15 protein-coding genes, 1 pseudogene and 1 riboswitch are annotated in these 17,429 nt (G+C 75.1%); of the genes and pseudogenes, 7 read left to right on the plus strand and 9 right to left on the minus strand.

Annotated elements, in window-relative coordinates; translation table 11 throughout:
• The first annotated feature begins 70 nt into the window (after nt 1-70).
• Entirely contained in the window at nt 71-2,986 is a 2,916-nt protein-coding gene (locus ABZ783_RS06515; RefSeq protein ID WP_357435296.1) for a LuxR C-terminal-related transcriptional regulator, read from the plus strand.
• A gap of 72 nt (nt 2,987-3,058) precedes the next feature.
• On the opposite strand, the gene ABZ783_RS06520 is transcribed toward ABZ783_RS06515, so the two are convergent.
• Both ABZ783_RS06520 and ABZ783_RS06525 read right to left on the minus strand, forming a co-directional pair.
• Entirely contained in the window at nt 3,059-3,610 is a 552-nt protein-coding gene (locus tag ABZ783_RS06520) for a DsbA family protein (protein WP_357434859.1), read from the minus strand.
• A gap of 163 nt (nt 3,611-3,773) precedes the next feature.
• Nucleotides 3,774-4,454, minus strand: a complete 681-nt coding sequence (locus tag ABZ783_RS06525) for a BON domain-containing protein (RefSeq protein ID WP_357434860.1) — start codon at nt 4,452-4,454, stop codon at nt 3,774-3,776.
• Nucleotides 4,455-4,702: 248 nt separating this feature from the next.
• Here ABZ783_RS06525 and ABZ783_RS06530 point away from each other — a divergent pair, with 248 nt between their 5' ends.
• Nucleotides 4,703-5,341, plus strand: a complete 639-nt coding sequence (locus ABZ783_RS06530; RefSeq protein ID WP_357434861.1) for a maleylpyruvate isomerase N-terminal domain-containing protein — start codon at nt 4,703-4,705, stop codon at nt 5,339-5,341.
• A 52-nt stretch (nt 5,342-5,393) separates the two neighbouring features.
• On the opposite strand, the gene ABZ783_RS06535 is transcribed toward ABZ783_RS06530, so the two are convergent.
• Nucleotides 5,394-5,798 (minus strand): hypothetical protein, encoded by a 405-nt coding sequence (locus ABZ783_RS06535; RefSeq protein WP_357434862.1) that lies wholly within the window; start codon nt 5,796-5,798, stop codon nt 5,394-5,396.
• 430 nt (nt 5,799-6,228) lie between these two features.
• Here ABZ783_RS06535 and ABZ783_RS06540 point away from each other — a divergent pair, with 430 nt between their 5' ends.
• Together ABZ783_RS06540 and ABZ783_RS06545 are read left to right on the plus strand one after the other, a co-directional pair.
• Entirely contained in the window at nt 6,229-6,591 is a 363-nt protein-coding gene (locus tag ABZ783_RS06540) for an STAS domain-containing protein (protein WP_357434863.1), read from the plus strand.
• A gap of 102 nt (nt 6,592-6,693) precedes the next feature.
• On the plus strand, nt 6,694-7,146 hold the full coding sequence (locus ABZ783_RS06545; protein WP_073835630.1) for an SRPBCC family protein: 453 nt from the start codon (nt 6,694-6,696) through the stop codon (nt 7,144-7,146).
• 139 nt (nt 7,147-7,285) lie between these two features.
• On the opposite strand, the gene ABZ783_RS06550 is transcribed toward ABZ783_RS06545, so the two are convergent.
• From ABZ783_RS06550 to ABZ783_RS06570, 5 genes and pseudogenes are all read right to left on the minus strand, one after another.
• Nucleotides 7,286-7,840, minus strand: coding sequence for a hypothetical protein (locus ABZ783_RS06550; protein ID WP_357434864.1), 555 nt, complete (start codon nt 7,838-7,840; stop codon nt 7,286-7,288).
• 108 nt (nt 7,841-7,948) lie between these two features.
• Complete coding sequence (locus ABZ783_RS06555) at nt 7,949-9,016, minus strand: hypothetical protein (protein ID WP_357434865.1); 1,068 nt, start codon at nt 9,014-9,016, stop codon at nt 7,949-7,951.
• 4 nt (nt 9,017-9,020) lie between these two features.
• Nucleotides 9,021-9,153: riboswitch (cyclic di-AMP (ydaO/yuaA leader) on the minus strand.
• Between the two features lie 147 nt (nt 9,154-9,300).
• Nucleotides 9,301-10,215, minus strand: coding sequence for a cation diffusion facilitator family transporter (locus tag ABZ783_RS06560; RefSeq protein WP_357434866.1), 915 nt, complete (start codon nt 10,213-10,215; stop codon nt 9,301-9,303).
• 91 nt (nt 10,216-10,306) lie between these two features.
• The gene (locus tag ABZ783_RS06565) at nt 10,307-12,424 is read right to left on the minus strand and encodes an AAA family ATPase (protein WP_357434867.1); all 2,118 of its coding nucleotides are present in this window, start codon (nt 12,422-12,424) and stop codon (nt 10,307-10,309) included.
• Nucleotides 12,425-12,677: 253 nt separating this feature from the next.
• Nucleotides 12,678-13,568 (minus strand): annotated as a pseudogene (locus ABZ783_RS06570) (alpha/beta hydrolase); the annotation flags it as partial.
• 150 nt (nt 13,569-13,718) lie between these two features.
• Between ABZ783_RS06570 and ABZ783_RS06575 the strand changes: the two are divergent.
• On the plus strand, nt 13,719-14,345 hold the full coding sequence (locus tag ABZ783_RS06575; RefSeq protein ID WP_357434868.1) for a carbonic anhydrase: 627 nt from the start codon (nt 13,719-13,721) through the stop codon (nt 14,343-14,345).
• Nucleotides 14,346-14,459: 114 nt separating this feature from the next.
• Here the strand turns inward: ABZ783_RS06575 and ABZ783_RS06580 are convergent, their stop codons facing one another.
• Nucleotides 14,460-14,789 (minus strand): hypothetical protein, encoded by a 330-nt coding sequence (locus ABZ783_RS06580; protein WP_357434869.1) that lies wholly within the window; start codon nt 14,787-14,789, stop codon nt 14,460-14,462.
• A gap of 324 nt (nt 14,790-15,113) precedes the next feature.
• Between ABZ783_RS06580 and ABZ783_RS06585 the strand changes: the two genes are divergently transcribed.
• The gene (locus tag ABZ783_RS06585; protein ID WP_357434870.1) at nt 15,114-15,605 is read left to right on the plus strand and encodes a DUF3145 domain-containing protein; all 492 of its coding nucleotides are present in this window, start codon (nt 15,114-15,116) and stop codon (nt 15,603-15,605) included.
• A gap of 47 nt (nt 15,606-15,652) precedes the next feature.
• Nucleotides 15,653-17,371 carry a glycoside hydrolase family 3 protein gene (locus tag ABZ783_RS06590; protein WP_357434871.1) on the plus strand — a complete coding sequence of 573 codons (1,719 nt, stop codon included), beginning with the start codon at nt 15,653-15,655 and terminating at the stop codon, nt 17,369-17,371.
• Nucleotides 17,372-17,429 lie beyond the last annotated feature (58 nt).

Genomic DNA, 17,429 nt, shown 5'->3' on the forward strand with positions numbered 1-17,429 from the left:
TCGCGGGTCGTCGGGCGGCCGGTCACGCGCGGCCGGCCGCCCGCGTGTCTCCAGGGTGCGGCCGGTGCGGGTGAAGCGGGTTCGCCCCGAAGGGGTGAACCGGTCCGGGCCGGGTAACCGCTGCCCGCACCGACCGGGGGAGCGGACGCGACGGGGGAGGGGCCGCATGCCGGAGGAGGCTGACCACGTCGAGGTCGCCGAGACGCCGGGGGACGTCACGGTGCCGGCGGGCCCGGCGCCGTCCGGGGGCGCAGACCCGGCTGCCCTCCCGCCGCTGCTGGCCTCCCGGCTCGCCCCGGCCGCCCTGCCCGAGCCGGTGCTGGTCCGGCCCCGGTTGCTGGCCCGGCTGGCGCAGGGGGTCGCGGCGCCGGTCACCCTGGTCTCCGGGCCGGCCGGCTGGGGCAAGACCACCCTGCTCGCCTCGTGGGCGCGGGCGGTTGGCGACGAGCCGCCGACGGCCTGGGTGACCGTGGAGGAGGGCGACACCGGGACGCGGCTCTGGTCGTACCTGGCGGCCGCGTTGCGGGCCGCCGCGGAGGGCGTCCCGGACGAGGGTCCACAGCCGCCGGTGCCGGACCGTCCGCCCCGCCCGGACCAGCTCGAACTGCTCGCCGCGGCGCTCGCCGCCCGGGAACGCCCGGTGCGGCTGGTCCTGGACGATCTGCACCGGATCACCGACCCCGGCGCGCTGACCGGGCTGGAGTTCCTGCTGCGGCACGCCGAGGGGCGGCTGCGGCTGGTGGTCGGCGCGCGGTTCGACCCGCCGCTGGCCCTGCACCGGTGGCGGTTGGCCGGGGAGCTGACCGAGGTCGGCCCGGACGAGCTGGCCTTCACCGCCGAGGAGGTGGCCGACCTGCTGGTCGCGCACGGGGTGTCGCTGCCCGCCGCCGCGGTGTCCCGGCTCCACGAGCGGACCGGTGGCTGGCCGGCCGGGCTGCGCTTCGCCGCGCTCGCGCTGCGCGCCCAGGCCGATCCGGCCCGAGCCGTCGAGCGGTTCACCGGTGACCAGCCGGACGTCGCCGGGTACCTGCGCGACGAGGTGCTCGCCCCGCTGCGTCCGGACGCCCGGGACGTGCTGCGGCGCACGGCGATCGCCACCGCCGTGTGCGCCGACCTGGCCGAGGCGGTGACCGGGCGCAGCGACGCCGGGCAGGTGCTCGCCGACCTGTCCCGGGCGGGCGGCTTCGTCCAGCACGACGGAGGTAGCCCGCCCTGGTACCGGTGCCATCCACTGCTGGCCGACCTGCTCCGCGACGAGCTGGGCCGGCTCCCCGCAGAGGAGCTGCGGGACCTGCACCTGCGCGCCGCCGGCTGGTACGGGGACCACGACCGGCCGGCCGAGGCGCTGCGGCACGCGCTGGCCGCAGGCGAGTGGAACCGGGCCACCGAGCTGCTGATCGCCCGGTGGCCGGAGCTGGCCCCGTACGACCGGGACCGGCCGGCCGCCCCGGCGCCGCCCGAGCCGCCCGCCGAGGCGGTACGCCGGGACCCGGAGCTGGCGCTGGCCTGCGCCGCCGAGCGGGCGTACGACGGTGACGTCGACGCGGCGGCCGGGTACCTGCGGCGTGCCGTGGACCAGGCGGGTGCACTGCCCGAACCGCGCCGGGACCGGTTCCGGCGGTTGGCCACCGCACTGGAGCTGACCCTGGCCCGGCTCGCCGGTGACCACGCCGAGGTACGCCGGGCCGCCGCCCGGCTGCTCGCCACCCGTACCGCCGTCGGCCCCGGGGACGACCCGCGGGCCGGGGCCGGCGAGGACGCCGACGCCGGCGCGGTGGCCGGCACCGCGCTCGGGCTGGTGGGGCTGGCCGAGGGGGAGTTGCCGGTTGCCGCCGAGCGGTTCACCGCGGCGCTGGACGCGGCTCGGCGGTCAGGACGGCCGCGTACGGAGCTGGTCTGCGCCAGCCGGTCCGCGCTGCTGACGGCGGCCCGGGGCGGGTTGCGGGCGGCCGAACGGACCGCGCGGGAGGCGCTGGCGATGCCGCCCTGCCAGGGCTGGTCGTGCCGGCTGGACTGCGGGCACGCGTACCTCGCGCTGGCCCTGGTGGCATGGCACCGCGACGAACCGGCGGAGGCGGCGGCGAACCTGACGCTCGCGGGACCGGCCACCACGGCGCCGGGCGCGGCCGCGCTGGCCGCGCTCTGCCGGGCCGAGCTGCTGGCCGCGGACGGCGAGCCGGCCGCCGCCCTGCGGATCCTCGCCGAGGCCCGGGAGGTGTCGCCCGGCCGGGAGTTGACCGCCGCGCTGACCGCTGCCGAGGCGCAGCTCCGCGCCGCCGTCGGCGACGTGGACAGCGCCCGCGCCCTGCTCACCGACGCGCTGCGGGCTGCCACCGAGGCGGGGTCCGCCGGCGCGCTGCCGTCGGAGCGGGCGGACGCCGGGTCCGGCGGGGAGGTGGCGGCGCTGGGGGTGGCACTGGCCCGGGTGGAGCTGCGGGCGGGGGACCGCCGGGCGGCCGGGCGGGCGCTGCCCGACTGGTCCGGGCCGCAGGCGGAGTCATGGCCGCTGCCGGTCCGGCTCGCCGCCGGTGTGCTCGACGCCGTCCTGGCCCACGACAGCGGCGACGACCGGCGGGCCGGGCGGGTCCTGGAGCAGGTGCTCGACCTGGCCGAGCCGGACGGCTACCGGCGGGTCTTCACGCGCGCCGAGCCGGGCGTACGCGACCTGCTCGCCGCCCACCTGGACTCGGGCACGGCGCACTGGGCGACGGTGAGCGACCTGGTACGCGGGGCCGACGAGCGGCGCTCCGTCGAACCGCCGGAGCGTCCGGGTGGGCCGGAGCGCGCGCTGGACGAGCCGCTCACCGAGCGTGAGCTGACCATCCTGCGCTACCTGCAGAGCATCCTGTCCAACGTGGAGATCGCCAGCGAGCTGTCGCTGTCGGTCAACACGGTGAAGACCCACGTCCGCAACATCTACCGCAAGCTCGACGCGACGCGCCGCCGCGAGGCCGTCCGCCGAGCCCGCGAACTCCGGTTGATCTGACGCGGCCCCCGTGCACGGAAAGAGTGCCCATCCGGCCGGGGATGGGCACTCGTGAATCCCGTCGCCCGGGTGTCAGGGGGTGGCGGCGGTGTCGACCGCGGCCAGCAGCTCGGCGACGTCGTAGCCGCCCTCGTGGCGGACGTCGTTGACGAAGAGCGTCGGGGTGCCGGTCACCCCGCTGCGGATGCCGCCGACGAAGTCCCGCCGGACCCGGTCGGCGTGGGCGTGCCCGCCCACCTCCGTGTCCACGTCGTCGGGCGGCAGCCCGAGCTGCTCGACGCCGAGCGACAGGTGCACCGGGTCGAGCTGGTCCTGGTGCTGGTAGAGCCAGTCGTGCATCTCCCAGAACCGCCCCCGCCGGCCGGCGGCCTCGGCCGCCTCCGCCGCGCTCTCGGCGTACGGATGGACGTTGGCGATGGGGAAGTGCCGGTAGACCAGCCGGACGGTGTCGCCGCGCTGGCGCAGCACCTCGGCCAGGTTCGCGTACGCGGCCCCGCAGAACCGGCACTGGTAGTCGCCGTACTCGACGATGGTGACCGCCGCGTCGGCCGGCCCCCGGGCGTGGTCCGTCTCGGTCACCGGGAGGCGCAACCGGGCGCTGGTGACCTGCAGTGGCGTCGTCATCGATCCACCTCCGGCCGCCGCAGGATCCGCCCCGCCGGGATCGCCGGCCGGGGGTACCCGGACGCGCCGCGCCCGGGCGTGATCAACCCGTTCGGATCAGTCATGGTTCCCAGCCTCGCCCGCGACGGGGTGAGCCGGGCTCACCCGGCCGGGGTCATTCGCGTCACGGCGACACGGCCACGTGGTTGTGCACCTCCCGGATGCCCGGGGCCGACCAGACGACCCGCTCGATCTCCTCGCGTTCGGGGATCGAACGGACCAGGCCCTCCAGGACCGCCTCGTCGCCGCCGTGGATCCGGACGCTGATCCCCTCCACCTCGGTGGCGCCGTTGCGGGCGAGCGCGTCCACGATCCGCTCGGCCAGGTTGCGCGCGTCGGTGCGGGTGCCGGGCCGGACGGTGATGCCGTTGCTCACCCCGCGTACGCCGGTGAGCCGGCCGACCGCCCGCTCGGCGGCCCGGCGCTGGTACTCCCACTCGACCTGGCCGTGCAGGGTGACCCAGCCGTCGGTGACCGTCACGTCCAGCGTCTCGACCGGCACGAACGCGTCCCACTCCAGGGCCCGGGTGGCGGCGGTGGCGATCTCCGGGTCGCTCTTCTCGGCGGAGGTGGCGATCCGCACGGCGAGGTCGTTGGCGACGGCGCGTACTCGGGACACCCGGTGCGCGGCCCGCTCGGCGGCCCACTTCTTGGCGTAGCTGTCCACCCAGCCGGTCAACGTCACCACCCCCTCGGTGACGGTCACCCCGATCTCGTTGGGGCGTACCCGGGGCTCCCAGGTCAGCTCGTCGAGGACGTCGGACTGGATGTCCTGGTCGGTCCGCATGATCGTCCCTGCGGCCATCGGTGCTCTCCCTCCCGCATCGGTTCGCGGCGCGGCGGTGCCCGGCACGGGTCCGGCGCCGGCTCCGATGGTGGCCGCTCCGCGGGTGACCTGCCGTCACCCGCACCGAATGAACCGAGAGGCTTGGGAGCGTATCCAGATACGGTGGCCGTCCCGTCCGCGGCGCGGCCATCGCCGCATCCGGGCCCACGCCGTGGGCGATCTTGGTGAGTAGGCTCGGCCTCCGGACCCGTGACGAGAGGGGTACGATGCACCCGATCAGGACCGCCTACCTGACCGCCGCCCGCTCGGCCGCGGCGCTGCTCGCCGATCCGGCCGTGGCGAAGCAGTGGGACGCCCCGAGCGCGCTGGCCGAGTTCCGGATCGGCGGACTCGCCGGCCACCTCGCCTTCCAGATCCTGGCCGTGCCCGCGGTGCTGGCGGAGCCGGTGCCGCCGGGCGAGCCGATCGGCCTGCTCGACCACTACGCCCGGGGCACCTGGATCGGCGCGTCGGTCGACGACGAGGTGAACGTGGGCATCCGCCGGTCCGGGGAACGGATCGCCGCGGACGGCCCCGAGGCGCTGCTGGCCACGGTCGGCGCCGCGGTCGACGAGCTGGCCGTCGCGCTGCCGGCCGAGCCGGACGGGCGGGTGGTGCACCTGGCCCGGGGGCCCTGGTCACTGGCGCTGGACGACTACCTCACCACCCGGCTGATGGAGCTGGCGGTGCACTCCGACGACCTCGCGTTCAGCCTGGGCGTGCCCACCCCGGAGCTGCCGGCCGACGTGCTGGACCCGGTGCTCGCCCTGCTCGCCCGCCTCGCCGTACGCCGGCACGGTCAGCCGGCCGTGCTGCGGGCACTCAGCCGGGCCGAACGGGCGCCGGCGAGCGTCACCGCGTTCTGACGCGCCGACGGCGGTGCCCCCAACTCGGGACACCGCCGTCGTGGCGTGCGGGTCAGCGGTCCAGGCCGGCCGCCGAGTCCGGCCGGTCCACGTCCACGAACTCGATCTCGCCGAGTTCCCGGGCTCGGCTGCCGGCCGCCCGGGCGAAGGTGCCGGCCGCCCAGCCGACCGCGGCGCCGGCCAGCGCGGCGCTGATCAGCAGCGCCCAGGGCAGCGCCGGCCGCCGGCCGGCGAGCGCGTCGAAGGCCAGGATGGCCCGCCGGCGGGCCTCCTCGGCGGCCGAGCCGACCAGGTCGCTGGCGTCGTCGGCGAGGCCGGAGCCGTTGCGGCGGGCGGACCGCGCGGCGCCCCGGACGCTGTCGCCGGCGGCGTCGACAGCGGAATGCAACTGCTGCCAGGCCTGGTCCGCGATCCGCTCGGGCTTGCTGCGACGGTCCAGCAGGGTGGATCCGAACATGGTTACCTCCTCGGGGTGCCGAAGGCCGGCGGCCACTTCGGACTCCGGCGACGATCGGGCGCGGGACGGTCCGCCCATCCCGGCCAGTGCCCGGAGCGGACTCGGCGCAAACCACCCCGGCGCGCCCCGTCGCGGCCGACTGGGGCAGGATGGGACAGACCACCCGAACGCGCCGAGGGCCGGGTGCGGGCCCGGCGAGCGGGGGGCGGCTACCCTGGGTCGGCGGATCGGCGACCCTCGTCGGTCGTTGAATAGTGAGAGCCTGTCGTAGCGGAAATAGGAAGTGGAAGCTCCGGATTGGGATGCCCAGGTGTGCCCAGTCCGCGAATTGCTCATCCCGAGGGGTGGCGACCGAGGCCGTCGGAGGAATACGCTCGGTCGCGGCCCGCGTACTGATGAGGCGCCCGTATGGGCGAGTGGAGGTGTTCGCGTGAGCCTGTCGATCGTGAAGTCTGTTCAGCCGGGTGGTGTCGTCCAGATCGCCCCGCGGGGCGAGATCGACGTCGACACCGCGTACGAGGTGCGGGAAGCGATCGCCGAGGTGCTTGCGAAGGGCCGGCCCGCCCGCATCGAGCTGAACATGCGCCTGGTCACCTTCATCGACTCGGTCGGCATCAGCGCCATGGTCGCCGGCTTCCAGACCGCCGAGGTGAGCGGTGTCAAGCTGGTGGTCACCGAGCCGAGCCGGTTCGTGCACCGGCAGCTCTGGGTCACCGGCCTGCTCGGCCTCTTCGGCGCTCCCGAGCCATACTTCGCCGACACCCCCACGCCCGAGGTGCTCCCCGGCGCCTGAGCCCTGCCCGGCGGACCGCTCGGACCGGGTCTTCCGACCGTTGCCAGCCGGCCCCCGGTACGGGACGATCGTGCCCACCGGCGACGGCTAGGGGAGTACGGCTTGCTCAGCAGCGACAGTTTCAGCTACACCGTGCAGGCTCGGTGCGCACGGGCGGAGGCGGTCGCCCTGCTCAGCGACCTGACCCGCCAGGGCGAGCTGCATCCGCTGATCGTCCGGGTCCGCCAGCTCCCGCCCCGGCCCGGCGCCCTGGCCAGCTATGCGATCACCGACCGGCTGGCGCTCGGGCCGCTGCACTTCCCGGTCACCTACCAGGCGGACGTGCTGGTCGCCAACGAGGACGAGGTGGTGACCGTGGCCCGGCAGCAACCGGCCACCACCGTGCGCAACCACACGCGGCTGCGGGACGAGCCCGGCGGTGTGGTGCGGATCGACGTCGAGATCACCCTCTCCGCCCCGGCGCCGCTGTTCGGGTACGCCTTCCGCCAGGCCCGGGCGGCCCATCTCGGCCTGGCCAGCCGGCTCGGCGCGACCCTCGAGGGGCACGCCGACTGAGCCGGTGCGGCGGCCGTACCGGCTAGGCCCGCCGCCCGGCGGTGTGCGGCAACTCCGGCTCGGCTGGCGGCCAAAATTCGGCCTCCGCGCCGCCAGGCGGCGCTCCGGGCCGAATGAAGGCCGGTCTGACCTCGCGCCGCTACGACGACTTCAGTTCGGCGCGTCTGACGCCGCGCTGCGAACTGAAGCCGTCGCTGGAGCCGGCGGCCGGCCGCCGGGTCGGCGGCGTGGCGCGGCGCAGCCGTCCCCACGGCTTGTAGGTGGACAGCACGGTCATGAGGATCAGCAGGCTGCTGGAGACCGCCGGCGGGATGACCAGGTCCAGCCGGTCCCGGGTGGCGAGCTCCGGCCCCAGCTCGGCGAGCCCGCGTACGGTCGGGGTGAGCAGCAGGAGGACCAGGCCGAGCATCCCGGTGGTGATCGCGAACTTCACCAGCACCCAGCGCCAGCGCAGCAGGCCCCACGGGGTGAGCAGCGCGCTGGCCAGACCGACCAGCCAGACCGCCACGCTCAGCGGCGCGAAGAGGTACGTGACCAGCAGCCCGGCGGTCGGATAGACCACCGCCGGGTCGGCGCCGCGCAGCCCGGCGATACCGAGGGTGAGCAGCACCAGGTCGGCGCCGAGCCAACCCAGCGAGGTGACCAGGTGCAGGGTGAGCAGTGCCTTGCGCGTGGTGGGCGAGAGTCGGCTCATGCCCTCGATGCTCGGCCGTCGCCGGCCCGGCGTCGTGGGCCGCGCGGCGACATCCGGCGTACGTCGGTGGGCGTACGGTGGCCCGCCGGGCGGCGGGCCACCGCGGGCTCAGTACACCGACAGGTGCACGTGGTTGGTGTGGTCGCTGGACGGGTCGCCGTTGCCCCCGCTGTATGCCTTCCACCCGCTGCTGGGCAGCCAGATCTGCTTGTACCAGATCACGTAGAGCACGGCGAGCGGGTCGGCGTTGCGGATGAAGTACGCGGCCAGGTTGTTGCCGTACGTCTTGTCGCCGCCGGTGGCCACCCCGCCGAAGCCGTCCTTCTGGGCGGCGAAGTCGCAGGCCCGGCCCTTGGGATGCTCACCCGAGCCGCTGGGCCGGTAGCAGGAGACGTACCGGGTGAACCCGGCCGCCTTGGCCTGCTGGAGCGCGTGCAGGGTGCGCGGAGTGATGCAGCCGTCGGCGGGCGTCGGGTCGTTGACGCTGCACGACTCCGCGGGCCAGGAACCGTCGGCGTTGCGCTTCGCGGGGGTGGCGTTGGCCCGGGACGTGCCCTGCACGCTGCCGCCGGCGGCGCCGGTGGTCCGGTTGTTCGCCACCTTTAGCGCGCGTTCCGCCTGCGCCTTGCGCTTGGCCATGACCGCGACCTGCTTGCGCTGTTCCCGGATCTCGCCGTTGAGCGCGTTCTGGGTGCGGGTGGCCTGGTCCCGGGTGTCGATCAGGTCGCGCAGCGCCCGGTCCTCGTGTGCGGCGACCTGCTGCAGGGTGAGCGCCCGGTCCATGAAGCCCTCCGGGTTGCTGCTGCCGAGCAGCGCCGCGGCGGTGCCGAGCCGCCCGGTCCGGTAGGCCAACCCGGCGAGCTCGCCGACCTTGGCGTCGCGTACGCCCAGCTCGCTGTTGATCGTCTTGAGCTGGGCGGTGAGCTGCTGCTGCCGGCTCACCGACCGGTTCAACGCGGTCCGCGCCTCCAGCCAGCCCTTGCTGGCCGCGTCGAGCTGCGCGCGCAGCGCCGGTGTGCCGCCCTCGTCGTCGCCGGGTGCGGCGGCGAGCAGGCCGGTCGGGGGAGCCGCCGAGGCGGGGGAGACCGGCGTGGCCGCGACGCCGAGGGCGAGCGCCGCGACGAGCAGGGCCGCCAACCGGGCGGCCGTCCTTCGTACAGGTGCCACTGGTGGCATTCACGTGTCCTTCCGTCAACCGCCGACCGGGTTAGCTGACGGGTTCGGGACGGAAGATCCCTACCGCTGACGCGGATGCACCCCAGGTACATGGTTCCCCGGCTCGCCGTACGGTGGCGATTAGGCGACGGCCACCACCGCGGACGCTGCTGGGCGTCGCCCGGCGGAAGCCGCGACCGAGCCTACCGGCGCTGTTCCGGCCCGTCGCCGTGGACGGCGAACGGGAATCGGGCATAAGCCGGCACTAGTGCACAATAGCCACTTGGATTTAAGGTTGTCCTCAATTACCACTCGACGGTTCCGCACGCGCCGGGTGACGCCCCGGGTTCGATCTGCAACGTGGCGTGATCGATCCGGAAGTCATCGTGCAGCGCGGCCCGCGCGGCGGCGAGCACCTCGCCCACCTCGGCGTCGGGGGTGGTGGTCAGGTGCGCCGAGGCCACGTCCATGCCGGAGGTGAGCGTCCAGACGTGCAGGTCGTGCACCTCGGCGACGCCGGGCACCGCGGCCAGCCGGTCGTGCACGGCGGTCACCTGCAGGTGTTCCGGGGCGGCCTGCACCAGGATGCGGACCGCGGCCCGGCCGAGCCGCCAGGTGCGCGGCAGGATGAACAGCCCGATCGCAACGGCCACCAGCGGGTCCGCCCACCACCACTCGGTGAACGTGATGACCAGGGCGGCGCCGATCACGCCGAGCGAGCCGAGCAGGTCGCCGAGCACCTCCAGGTAGGCCCCACGCAGGTTGATGCTCTCCTGCGCCCCGCTGCGCAGCAGCGCGAACGCGACCAGGTTGGCGAGCAGGCCGAGCACCGCCACGGCGAGCATCGGCCCGGCGAGGACCTCCGGTGGCTCGCCGAACCGGCGGACGGCCTCGACGAGCACGTACGCGGCGACCGCGCCGAGCAGCACCGCGTTGGCGAGGGCGGCCAACACCTCCAGCCGGTAGAGCCCGAAGGTGCGCTGCGGATCGGTCTCGGCGCGGCGGGTGGCGGTGATCGCGGCCAGCGCCATGCCGATGCCGAGGACGTCGGTGAACATGTGCCCGGCGTCGGAGAGCAGGGCCAGCGAGCCGGTCGCGAAGGCGGTCGCCGCCTCGACCACCATCAGGGCGCTGAGCAGCCCGAAGGCGGCCCAGAGCCGGCCCCGGTGGCGGTGCGCGGCGTTGGCCACCGTGCCGCTGTGGTCATGACCTGCGCCCACGCCCACACCTTTCCGTTCCGTACCCCGGCCCGACCCAATCTATGCTCACATCGCTATATGTGCGAGTGAATGGGCGTCGCCGGAGCCGCCGTCAGCCCACCGGGTCGAGGGTGGTGAGGCGCTGGGTGGCCCGGGAGAGCGCCACGTAGAGCGTGCGGACGCCGGACCCCGGATCGGCCCGGATCTCGCTCGGGGCCACCAGCACCACGCCGTCGTACTCCATGCCCTTGGCCTGGAGGCTGGTCACCACCTGCAGCCGGCCGCCGCCCAGCTCGCCCAGCCAGCCGGCGACCTCGTCCCGGCGCGGCACCGGCGTGATCACGCCGACCGTCCCCTCCACCTCGGCCAGCAGGGTGCGCGCCGCCGCCACGGTGGCCGGCGCCAGCTCGGCGGAAGGCACCGTCAGCTCGACCGGCTCGACGCCGGTGGAGCGGACCGCGGTGGGCAGCGGCAGGTCCGGGTAGAGCCGGCGGATCTCCGCCGCCGCCACCGCGAAGATCTCCGCCGAGTTGCGGTAGTTGGTGGTCAGCTCGTACCGGTACCGGCGGCGCCGCCCCAGCGCCTGGTCCCGGGCCCGGGTCAGTTCCTCAGGGTCGCCGGTCCAGGCGGTCTGCGCCGGGTCGCCCACCACGGTCCACGAGGCCAGCCGGCCCCGCCGGCCGATCATCCGCCACTGCATCGGGGAGACGTCCTGCGCCTCGTCGACCACCACGTGGGCGTAGTCGCGGTAGTCCTCCGGGCGCTCGCGGGCCGCGGCCCGGGCCGCCCGCTGCCGGTCGGCGAACGTGCTCAGCTCCCGGACGCCCCCGGCGAGCTGGAACGGGTCGCGCTTCGGCTTCGCCCGCTGCACCGGCTTGCCGAGCAGCGCGTCCAGCTCGTCCAGCAGGGCGATGTCGGCGATGGTCAGCCCGGCCCGGCCCAGCGTCCGGTACGCCTCGGTGAGCAGCCGGATCTCGGCCCCGGACAGGACACCGCCCGCGTACCGGCGCAGCCGCTCCGGGCGGGCGAGCCAGCCGAGCACGTGCCGGGGGTGCAGCCGGGGCCACCAGGCCTTCAGGAACTCGCGGAACTCCGGCCGGTCGATGATCTCGTCCTCGAACGCGGGCTGCTCCGGCAGCCGGCCGATCCGCAGCCGGCGGGCCTGCGCGTACAGGGCGGCGAGGACGCCGTCGAACCCGGCCCGGCGCACCTCGTTGCGGCGCGCGCCACGGGGCAGCGCCTTGTTGCGGATCGCGTCCAGCTGGTCCATGTTCAGGCGGAGCAACTCGCCCCGGTAGAGCAGGCGCAGCTCGGTGGGGGAGTCCGGCACCGCGTCCCGGACCGCGCGCTCCAGCACCCGGCGCATCCGCAGCGACCCCTTCACCGCGGCCACCTCGGGCGGATCGGTACGGGTCGCCGACATGCCGGGGAAGAGCGAGCCGAGCGAGTGCAGGGTGGCGGTCTCCTCGCCGAGCGAGGGCAGCACCGAGGCGATGTACTCGACGAACACGCTGGACGGGCCGACCACCAGGATCCCACCGCCGGCGTACCGGGCCCGGTCGGAGTAGAGCAGGTACGCGGCCCGGTGCAGCGCCACGGCCGTCTTCCCGGTGCCCGGGCCGCCGGAGACGATCGTGACGCCCGAGCCGGGGGAGCGGATCGCCTCGTCCTGCTCGCGCTGGATGGTGGCGACGATGTCCCGCATGCCCCGTCCGGTGGCCCGGGACAGGGTGGCCAGCAGCGCGCCGTCGCCGACCACCGCCAGGTCCGGCGGCGCCGACTCCGGGTCCAGCAGGTCGTCCTCGATCCGGGTGACCTGCTCCGCCGACGACTGGATGGTGCGCCGGCGGACCACGCCCATCGGCTCGGCCGGGGTGGCCTGGTAGAAGGCGGCGGCGGCCGGCGCCCGCCAGTCCACCACCAGCGTCTCGGCGTTCTGCCCGCGGATGCCCAGCCGTCCCACGTGCAGCACCTGCCCGGTACGCAGGTCCAGCCGGCCGAAGACCAGCCCCTCGTGCTCTGCGTCCAGCACGTACCGGCGCTGGGCGGCGTGGAAGACCATCGCGTCCCGTTCCACCAGCGCGCCGAAGTTGCCGACCCGGGCCAGCCGGTAGCCCTCCCGCTCGGCGTCGGCGGCCGACCGGCGCAGCTCCGCCAGCCGGGCGTACACCCGGTCGAGATGCCGCTGCTCCACGGCGATCTCCCGTTCCAGGGTGGTCTGGTCGCTCACGGCGGGGGCTCCTGTGGTCACGCGGCGGGTACGGCTGGCCGAATGAGGGTACGGGCCGCCCTCCCGGCCGTTGTCGCGGCCATGCCGGTGCCCGGCACCCGCGCGTGCCGGTTGCCCGTTATCTGGGCGTTCCCACCACGGGTCAGGCCGCTTCCCGGGCGAGGCCGGCACCGCTGGGCGCGACCGGCTCAGCGACCGGCTCGGCGACCGGCTCGGCGACCGGCTCGGCGGCCGGCTCGGCGGCCGGCCGGGCCAGCGCCCGGTCGAGCACCGCCGCGAGGGCGGCGTTCACCTCGTCAGGCCGTTCCATCATCAGCATGTGCCCGGCGCCCGGGCACACCGTCAGCTCGGTGCTGGGCAGCGCGGCGGCGATCGACTCGGCGCAGGGCGGCGGGGTGAGCCGGTCCCGGTCCCCGACCAGCGCGGCGGCCGGCACCCGGCCGAGCGCGGCCAGGGTGTCCAGCCGGTGCTGGGCACCGATCGAGGCGCGGAAGCCGCCGATCGAGCGGAGCGAGGCGTGCGCCACCGCCGAGGTGACCAGCCGGATGTCGGCCGGGTCGCAGCGGTCGCCGAACAGCATCCAGCGGATGCTCGGGCGCAATGCGCGGAGGAGGGCGTGCGGCGGACGCCACGCGCCGCAGCGGGCGAGCATCCCGGCGCCGGTGGTCTCGGCGAGCCGGATCAAGCGGGCGATGCGGGGCGAGAGCCCGTAGCCGGTGTGGGTGTGCCCCTCGGCGGTGGTCGACACGAAGACCAGCCCGGCGGTCCAGGCGGCGAAGTGCGCGGGATGGCGATGGGCGTACTCCATCACCGTCATCCCGCCGAGCGAGTGCCCGACCAGGACGACCTTCCCGTGCGGGACGACCTCGTCCAGCACCGCGGCCAGGTCGTCGCCGAGCTGGGCCAGGGTGGCCGTACGCAGCGCCATGCAGCTCGACCGGCCGTGCCCGCGGGCGTCGTAGGTGACCACCCGGACCCGGTCGCCGTACCGCGCCCGCAGCTCGGCCAACTGCCGGTGCCAGCTGCGCCCGTCCAGCGTCCAGCCGTGCAGCAGGACCGCGGTGACCTCGGCGTCGACCGGCCCGGTCGCCGTCACGTGCAGCCGTACGCCGTCGGACAGCCGTACCTCCAGGTGCTCCGGCATGTCCACCTCCCCCGGGCCGACCGATGTCCGCACACCGGCGTAACCCGGCGGTAACAACCGGCTACCCGCCATGACAGCACGCCAACCGTGTCGCGGAGAAGATTCCCGACCACCCCGCGCACGGTCGGATCAGCGACCAGGCTGAAAGGCATGCTGTCGCCCAGCCCGACACCGGCCGCCGGAGCCGCCCGGACGCCGCGTACCGCCCTGGCCGAGCTGTTGGCCGGCAACCGTCGGTTCGTCAGCGGCCAGCCGGTGCACGGCCACGACGTCACCGCGGCCGCGGCCGTCGCCTCCGGCGACCAGCAGCCGTACGCGGTGGTGCTGGGCTGCATCGACTCGCGGGTGCCGCTGGAGGCGATCTTCGACCAGACGTTCGGCTCGATCTGCGTGATCCGTACCGGGGCGCACGTGCTGGACCGCGCGGTGCTCGGCTCCATCGAGTACGTGGTGGGGCAGCTCGGCGTGCCCCTGGTGATGGTGCTCGGACACGAGCGGTGCGGGGCGGTCGGCTCGGCGGTGGAGGCGCTGCGCACCGGCGAGCGGCCGGGCGGCTCGCTGGCGTATGTGGTGGACCAGATCGCCCCGGCGGTCCAGGAGGTCGGCGCGGACGACCCGTCCGCCCACCCCGAGGCCGTCCGCCGGCACGTCCGGCGCACGGTGGCCGCGCTGCGCGCCGACGACCTGCTGGCCGGCCCGGTCGCGGCCGGGCGGGTCGCGGTGGTCGGCGCCCTCTACGACCTGGCCACCGGCGACGTCGCACTGCTGGCGGAGTAACGGCCTCGTCCGTGGGCGCCTCGGGCCGAGGTCGCATCAGCCACCAGGGTCCGGAAACGACGAACCGCCCGCCGGGTGACCCGGCGGGCGGTTCGTGGTGTCGCGGTGCGGGACTCAGCCCTCGAAGACACCGGCCTCGACGAGACGCTTCTCGGTCTTGTCCCAGCCGTGGTCCGGGTAGTCGGCCGCGAGATTGTTGATCTCGGCGCGGACCTTGGCGGCGTGGCCGGCGGCGGCCAGCGTCCGGATCTCCTCGATGAAGGCCTCGGAGTCGGTGCGCAGGCGCTCGGTCTTGCCGTTGGTCAGGTTGCGCACGTAGGCGTGCTTGCCGCCGTTGAGCGGGATGAGGTACTTGAACTCGCCCAGCACGCTGAGGGCGCCACCCTGGCCAGCCTGGCCGGCCCGGACTGAGGCGCGCGCGGTCTTAGAGGTGTTGCTCGCCACGGAGGTACTCCTTGGAGACGTACGGGAGGGACTGAAACGTCCGGGGGCTGTTGCGGGTGACGCCTTGGTGAGCGTCGGCCCGCGAAGATGTGCGGCGGCACAGAACCGCCCAGAGAACTGTACACGACCTCGATGCCTGGCTGGTCATCGCGCCGTCAGGAGGGTCAACGGGGTCAGCCGCCCGGGTATTTCCGCCAATCCGGCGCGGCGAATTTTCCGATTCGCTGGCGCACCATCCGTCACACCGGTCATCATGTGTTACGGACACCACTCGGGTGGACGAGGTCGTAGGGGAAGACGCACCTCGCTCTCCGGGAGGTCACCGTGCCAACGCGTGGCGTCGTATACGTCCACTCGACCCCGCTCGCCGTGTGCTCGCACGTCGAGTGGGCGATCGCGCGCGTCCTCGCCGCGCCGGTCAACCTGCAGTGGACGGCCCAGCCCGTCGATCCCGGCGCCCGGCGCGCCGAGTGCGGGTGGACCGGTAGCCCGGGGACGGGCGCCGAGCTGGCTGCTGCCCTCCGGCAGTGGCCCATGATCCGTTTCGAGGTGACCGAGGAACCGAGCCCGGGCGTCGACGGCGAGCGCTTCATGTACGTCCCGGGGCGGGGATTGTTCCGGGCCACCGTCGGCGCGGCCGGTGACATCCAGCTCGGCGAGGACCGGCTGCGCAGCATCATGGCGTCCGCCCGGGCCCCGGAGGCGCTCGCGCACGCCCTCGACAAGGCGCTCGGCACCGCCTGGGACGCCGAACTGGAGCCGTACCGGTACGCCGGCGACGGCGCCCCGGTGACCCTGCTCACCCGGGTCGGCTGACAAAGGTCAAGTTGCCCCGGTACGGGGGGAACTGGTGGGATGGGCGGATGTCGACCACCCCTCGACGTGCCCTCGTCGCGCTCGCCGCACTGACCGCGCTGCTCGTCTCCGGCTGCGCGAACCAGCCGAGGGGCCCGCGGACCGCCGCGGCGGAGAGCCCGCCCCCGTCGACCGCGGCGCCGACCCCGTCCGCCGACGACCCGGCGGCCCGGGCGGCGGCGCTGGTCCGCACGTTGGCCGACGAGGACCTGGTCGGCCAGGTGCTGATGCCGTACGCGTACGGCAGCTCCGCCACCAAGGTCTCGCCCGGGTCGGCCGCCGGCAACCAGGCCCTGGCCGGGGTCGACACCCCGGCGGCGATGGTGGCGAAGTACCGGCTGGGCGGGGTGATCCTGGTCGGCTTCAGCGCCGACGACCCCACCTCCGGCAACCAGGCCACCACCAACGTCGACAACCCGAAGCAGGTCCGGGAGCTGACCACCGGGCTGCGGGCGGCCGCCGGGCAGCTCCCCGCCGGCCCGGCCCCCTTCCTGATCGGCACCGACCAGGAGTACGGCGTGGTCACCCGGATCACCGACGGGGTGACCCTGCTGCCCAGCCCGATGGCGGCCGGTGCAGCCGGGAAGCCGGCGCTGACCGAGGCCGCCTGGCGGGCCGCCGGCGCCGAGCTGGCCGCCATGGGGATCAACATGGACTTCGCCCCGGTCGCCGACGTGCTGGCCACCCGGAGCACCGTGATCGGCTCCCGCTCCTTCGGCGCGGACCCGCAGAACGCCGCCGACCAGGTGGCCGGCGCGGTCCGGGGGCTGCAGGCCGTCGGCGTGGCCGCCACCGTGAAGCACTTCCCGGGCCACGGCCTGAGCGCCGACGACTCGCACCAGGATCTCCCGGTCATCACCCAGTCCCGCGCCGAACTGGACCGCACCGCGTTCCCGCCGTTCCGCGCCGGGATCGACGCTGGCGCACTGGCGGTGATGTCCGCTCACCTCGACGTGCAGGCGGTCGACCCGGGCACGCCCGCCACCTTCTCCCGCAAGCTCCTCACCGACGTGCTCCGCGGCCAGTTCCACTTCCAGGGCGTGGTGGTCACGGACGGGATGAACATGGCGCCGGCCAAGCGGTGGTCGCCGGGGGAGGCCGCGGTCCGGGCGCTCAACGCCGGCAACGACCTCATCCTGATGACCCCGAACGTCGGCCAGGCGTACGACGGGCTGCTGGCCGCGCTGCGCGACGGCTCGCTGCCCCGGGCCCGCCTGGTCGAGGCGGTCACCCGGGTGCTGACCATGAAGTTCAAACTGGCCGACCGGCCGGCCCCGGACCTGTCGACGCTGGCCGGCGCCGAGCACCGCAAGGCCGCCACCGACCTGGCCGCCGCGGCGGTCACCCTGCTGCGCGGCCGGTGCGGCGCCCCGGTGGCCGGCCCGGTCACCGTCACCTCCTCCGCCGGACGGGAGCGCAGCCGCGCCGCGCTGACCCAGGCGCTCACCGCCGCCGGGGTCCGGGTGCTGCCGCGCGGCGGCACCGTGGTGCACCTCGTCGGGTACGGCGACAGCGCCGACGACCTGCGCGCGGACGCGGCGGTGACGGTGGCGATGGACACCCCGTACGTGCTGGCCGACGCGAAGTCGCCGACGCTGCTGGCGACCTACTCGTCCAGCCGGGCGTCGCTGACCGCCCTGGCCGGGGTGCTCGCCGGCAAGGCCCGCCCCACCGGCCGGTCCCCGGTGCCGGTGACCGGGCTGCCCGCCACCGCCTGCGGCACCTGACCTGCGTCGACGGCCCTGAACCGGCCGTTCGCGACCAGTCCGACTGGTAGCGTCGGGC

Source organism: Micromonospora sp. NPDC047738 (assembly GCF_040642675.1).
Taxonomy (GTDB): Bacteria; Actinomycetota; Actinomycetes; order Mycobacteriales; family Micromonosporaceae; genus Micromonospora.

What these genes read in the sequence shown, in the direction of transcription:
- ABZ783_RS06520 (WP_357434859.1), bottom strand. Translation starts at nt 3,610, where the DNA reads ATGACGACGCCACTGCAGGTCACCAGCGCCCGGTTGCGCCTCCCGGTG.
- ABZ783_RS06525 (WP_357434860.1), bottom strand. Translation starts at nt 4,454, where the DNA reads ATGGCCGCAGGGACGATCATGCGGACCGACCAGGACATCCAGTCCGAC.
- ABZ783_RS06530 (WP_357434861.1), top strand. Translation starts at nt 4,703, where the DNA reads ATGCACCCGATCAGGACCGCCTACCTGACCGCCGCCCGCTCGGCCGCG.
- ABZ783_RS06535 (WP_357434862.1), bottom strand. Translation starts at nt 5,798, where the DNA reads ATGTTCGGATCCACCCTGCTGGACCGTCGCAGCAAGCCCGAGCGGATC.
- ABZ783_RS06550 (WP_357434864.1), bottom strand. Translation starts at nt 7,840, where the DNA reads ATGAGCCGACTCTCGCCCACCACGCGCAAGGCACTGCTCACCCTGCAC.
- ABZ783_RS06555 (WP_357434865.1), bottom strand. Translation starts at nt 9,016, where the DNA reads ATGCCACCAGTGGCACCTGTACGAAGGACGGCCGCCCGGTTGGCGGCC.
- ABZ783_RS06575 (WP_357434868.1), top strand. Translation starts at nt 13,719, where the DNA reads ATGCTGTCGCCCAGCCCGACACCGGCCGCCGGAGCCGCCCGGACGCCG.
- ABZ783_RS06590 (WP_357434871.1), top strand. Translation starts at nt 15,653, where the DNA reads ATGTCGACCACCCCTCGACGTGCCCTCGTCGCGCTCGCCGCACTGACC.